This window comes from Alienimonas chondri (assembly GCF_013036045.1).
Taxonomy (GTDB): domain Bacteria; phylum Planctomycetota; class Planctomycetia; order Planctomycetales; family Planctomycetaceae; genus Alienimonas; species Alienimonas chondri.
In genome coordinates this window covers 1-4,053 of sequence record NZ_WTPX01000254.1, presented here as the reverse complement: position 1 = coordinate 4,053, position 4,053 = coordinate 1, and the positions used below count along the sequence as shown (strand labels likewise).

4 protein-coding genes are annotated in these 4,053 nt (G+C 67.5%); 1 reads left to right on the top strand and 3 read right to left on the bottom strand.

The features are described 5' to 3' along the window. Positions 1 to 182 precede the first annotated feature (182 nt). Both LzC2_RS20540 and LzC2_RS20535 read right to left on the bottom strand, forming a co-directional pair. Positions 183 to 1,298 carry an AAA family ATPase gene (locus LzC2_RS20540; RefSeq protein ID WP_171189898.1) on the bottom strand — a complete coding sequence of 372 codons (1,116 nt, stop codon included), beginning with the start codon at positions 1,296 to 1,298 and terminating at the stop codon, positions 183 to 185. Beyond that, positions 1,298 to 1,678: a hypothetical protein gene (locus LzC2_RS20535; RefSeq protein ID WP_171189897.1), complete on the bottom strand. Its 381-nt coding sequence runs from the start codon at positions 1,676 to 1,678 to the stop codon at positions 1,298 to 1,300. The genes LzC2_RS20540 and LzC2_RS20535 overlap by 1 nt, the downstream gene beginning before the upstream one ends. Positions 1,679 to 2,307: 629 nt before the next feature. Here LzC2_RS20535 and LzC2_RS20530 point away from each other — a divergent pair. Then, on the top strand, positions 2,308 to 2,727 hold the full coding sequence (locus LzC2_RS20530; RefSeq protein WP_171189896.1) for a hypothetical protein: 420 nt from the start codon (positions 2,308 to 2,310) through the stop codon (positions 2,725 to 2,727). A gap of 166 nt (positions 2,728 to 2,893) precedes the next feature. On the opposite strand, the gene LzC2_RS20525 is transcribed toward LzC2_RS20530, so the two are convergent. Then, positions 2,894 to 4,053 (bottom strand): hypothetical protein (locus LzC2_RS20525; RefSeq protein ID WP_171189895.1); only part of this gene is annotated, 1,160 nt, incomplete at its 5' end.

The following is a 4,053-nucleotide window of genomic DNA, read 5'->3' as shown; positions in this document are numbered from 1 at the left end:
CCCCCCCCCCCCCCCAGCCCAACCGGCTTCGATCCGGTCGGCTCGATCCGGCGTTCTCCCCGCTTCCCCACCCCTAAAGGGGTGTGGGAGAACGGGAGAACATGACGCCCCGACGATTCATCCAAACAGGGGAACGACAGGAGAACCGGGACGATCGGTGGATGGTCCTACGCAATCAGGCTCTACGAATCTCCGGCCGAAACGACGGTGTCGGGGAGAACGGGAGAACCGGCTCGATCAGGCTCGGGAGAACCGGACGATTCGGGGGCGTTCTCCGCACTGCTCAACGCGGCGATCGCGTCGGGCGTGACGGCAAGCCGTCGACCGTGTCCGGTCTCCCCGTTGTCGACCATCAGGCCGGCGGCGAGGGCGGCGATGACGAACCCGTCCACCGATCCGCCCGTCAGGCCGGACGCTCGCTCCACATCAACGCGACGGCTCGGCTCGACTCCAAGCGTATCGGCCACCTTGGCCAACGCCTCCCGTCGGTCCGGCGTCAGCCGGGCCAGCTTCGCGGCGGGATCGTCGGCGGGGACGACCGTGAGGGAGGTTCCGCCGGGGACGTCGGCTTCGGCGACTGTGAGCGAAACTGGGGGCGGTATGCGGCCGTCCTTGACCTTGACGAATGTCAGGGCGAGGCGGTCTCCCGGCATGAGATTCGGCCGCTTGGGGCCGTCCAAACGGATCGACCGATCGACCGCCGCCCGCAAGCCGGACGAACCCCGTTCCCGAGGTTCGCCACTGCTCGACTGACCGTGACCAACGTGGTGGAGCACCAGAACCGCCGGCCCCCCCAATGTCTCCCGTAACGCATCGCAGCCGCGTACGAACCGCCGCATATCCTGCGCCCGGTTCTCGTCCCCCTCGCCGAAACAGCGGTCCAGGGTATCGACCACGACCAAGGCCGGGTCCGCGTCAGGGACCACCTCGCGGAAGGCTCGCACGACTTCGGCCTGATGCTCGGGGTGACCGATGTCCGGGGCGTCGTGGATCAGGACCGCGTCCGGGGGGACGGGGCGTCCGTTGACGGCCTCCCAAGCGTCCGTGCGAGACTTCAAGCCGCCGGCGCCTTCCCCGGCGAGGTACAGCGTCGGCCCGCGGGTCGGAACGGTCCGTCCCCACGCCCAGCCGTACGGAACCCCGCAGGCGAGGCCCAAGGCGGTGAACGTCTTCCCTTTCCCGCTTTCGCTGAACAGCACCGCGAGGATGCCGGCCGGGATGAGTCCATCCACTAACCACGCTCGCGGCGGGCGGTCTCTGAGGTCTGCGAACCGGATCGCCTTAAATCGAACACCCATCAGGAGGCCTCCCCGGCATGGATAAGCGGTTCCTCGATCGGCGCCAGCACGTCGGCGACCGCTCGCTCAAACAGTCGTTCCCCGTCGGCGTCGGTGTGCTCGCCCAAGGCGACGACCACCACGGCCGTATCCCCGAACATGCCTTCCCCGGTCGTTTCCATGCCGATCCCGGCGAGACGGCGTTTGAGAGCCTGCAATCGCTTCCGCCTGTCGATCGTCACGACTGAGTCCGCAAAGCCGATCAGGCGATGCTCTTCGTGCAGCAGCGAGTAACGATCCTGTCCGCACCGCAGTCCGTTCACGGCGACGGCGGCGAGGTCGGCGGCCCGGATGGCCGGGGGCAGAGCCTTCAAGCCGAACCCCCGGGGCAGGCGGCCCACATGTTCAGCGGCGGACGACCGGCCTCGATCCAGCGGGCCAGTTCCCGACCCGTCGGGGGCGCCAGATCGCCCCGGACTCTTCGGGCCTGCGATCTTCGGGGAGGTCTCGGGGGACGATCCTTTACGGACCGACACACCACACGGGAGCGATAACCCACCATATGGGCCTTTGTTATTAGAGAGCGGGGGCGGTCTCGCCCGATTCGGGGCGAGGCGAAGGGGGTGCGACACACCAAGCGTGTGGTGGTCGGACACCAATCAAACGCTACAGAAACAGGCTCCCGGGCCACTTGACGGGCTTCGCGGGTCGCTCTGTTCGTCTTCCGCCCGGTCGATGCCGGCGGGTTCGCTCCGGCGCCGCTCTAACGCGGCCCATGCCGGGGATATCCCGATCGTACCATCTCAGGTTCCGTCTCGTCACCCACCACATAAATAAACACTCGGCTAAACCCGCGTGGTGGGCGGAGACACACCACACACACCGACGCAACACACCACACAGTAACGACTTGCGACGCATAGTGCGGCAATGCGACGCACGCCTGCGGGCTGGGCGCCGCGACGGAAACGCGCTCCCATATCTCCCCCAGACGGAACCCTCCTCCCCCCTCCGACCTACAGGCTTTCCGATGTCGAACCACAGCCCCGATCTGAACACGATCCCCCGGACCGCGGGGGAACTGAACGCCTTCGCCGCGACGGTCCAGCGGATGGGCGAGCGATTGGAGCACGTCACCTTTCCCGGGGGTGAGTCCTCCCCTGACGTTGCCATCCGTACGCCGCCTCCCGTTTTCGGCGTCAAACACGTCTCCAAGAGCAACCCGGACGCCGTTCTCGGATGGGTGTTCCGGTCGGCAGAGATTTATAAAAAGGCGACAGGCCGGGACGTGACGATCGAACGCTCCGGGACCGGATTGGCGTTCTATATTTCGGAATGGTCCGAAGCGATCGCGGCGGTCAACTTTGCCCCTCCGACCCCCACGGTCGAAATCTCGGCAGATTGGTTGCGGATCATGTTGCCGCTTGTCCCTCGCTCAGGGGCCGCCTGAGCGTTTCCGTCGCCCGGCCCGACGAACGCCACGTCCACCGCTGGGCGGCGATCCTCGGGGCCGTACAGCGCGAGCAATGGGAGCACACGAAAACACCCCGCCGCGGATCTCTCCGGGCGGGGGTCGGTCGTCAGTAGTTCGTCAGCAACCGGTCAGGCGCTCGGCACTAACCGCGGCCCATGCGGATCGCGGCGGCTTTGCTCTTTCCAAGATCGCCCAGTTTCGTGTCGGGGTTCACCACCACGCGACCGACGCGGACGCTGTTATCCGTCGTCGTGTTCGTGACCGTAGTGGACGGGCCGTTCGCTCCCTTCCCGGCTTGCGGGATGTTTCCCGGCTTCCCGGGATTGGGAATGGGAGCGGCGACGCGGGGCGCTACCGGGTCCAATCTGCCGTCCCACGGTCTCGCGTCGGGCAGGCCGCGGCGTCCGGGCTTGGGGGCCGTCAGCGGGTCTCTGTCGGCCGGGAACAACCCCTTCCCGTCGGGGACGGCGATCTCTCCCGCCCCAAGTCTCCGCAAAGCTTCGGCCGCGGCGGTCAACTCGGCTCTGAGTTCGCGGGCCGCGACGACGTCGGCGTCCTCGATGATCCGCAGACCGTCCGCGGCGTCTTTCAGCCCCAACGCTTCGGCCTTGATCCGTGCGAGCTCCTCGCGGTGACCGATCAACTCGGCTTTCTCCGCGACCGCGGCGGCCTTCGCCTTGTCGTGGTAGCCCTGAATCTCGCGGCCGACGGCGGCGTAGCCTTCGCTCAGTTCCCGGGCTCGCTTGAAGTCGCCGTTGCCGCTGGCTTCACGGGCGGCCTTTAGGAGTTCTCCACCACGTTCTTCGGCGTGACGGCGGGCGTCTGCGAAGTCGCCGCGTTTGACCGCGTCGTCCTCCCGGCCTTGGATCACGTCGATCCGCTCCGTCGTCTGCCGGCCGCGTTCTCTCTTCACGGCCTTCGCGTGGGCCGCCTCACGGATCTTGCGACGCTGGGCGATGAACCGTTCCAACCGGCGGCGGTACTCGGCAGCGGTCCCGCGGGGCAACTGCCCGGCGCTCTCGGCTTGCTGAATCCGATCGGCCCAAGGCTCGAATCGGCCGCGAACCCTTCGCTCGTCCCGGCTGTCCGCTTGCTCGAATCGCTGATCGATCTCCCCGAGACGGATCTCCCCGTCCAGATCCCGACCCGCGTCGGCGTGTCGGTGCCGGTCCGCTTGGGCGGCGGCTTCGGTCCTCTCCACCACACGGTCGAGAGCTTCGGCCTCGCGTTCGAGCGAATCGATGCGGGACTCAGCGGCGGCGGCGAGGTCGTCAATCGAGCGGACGGCTCCGTCTCTGAACG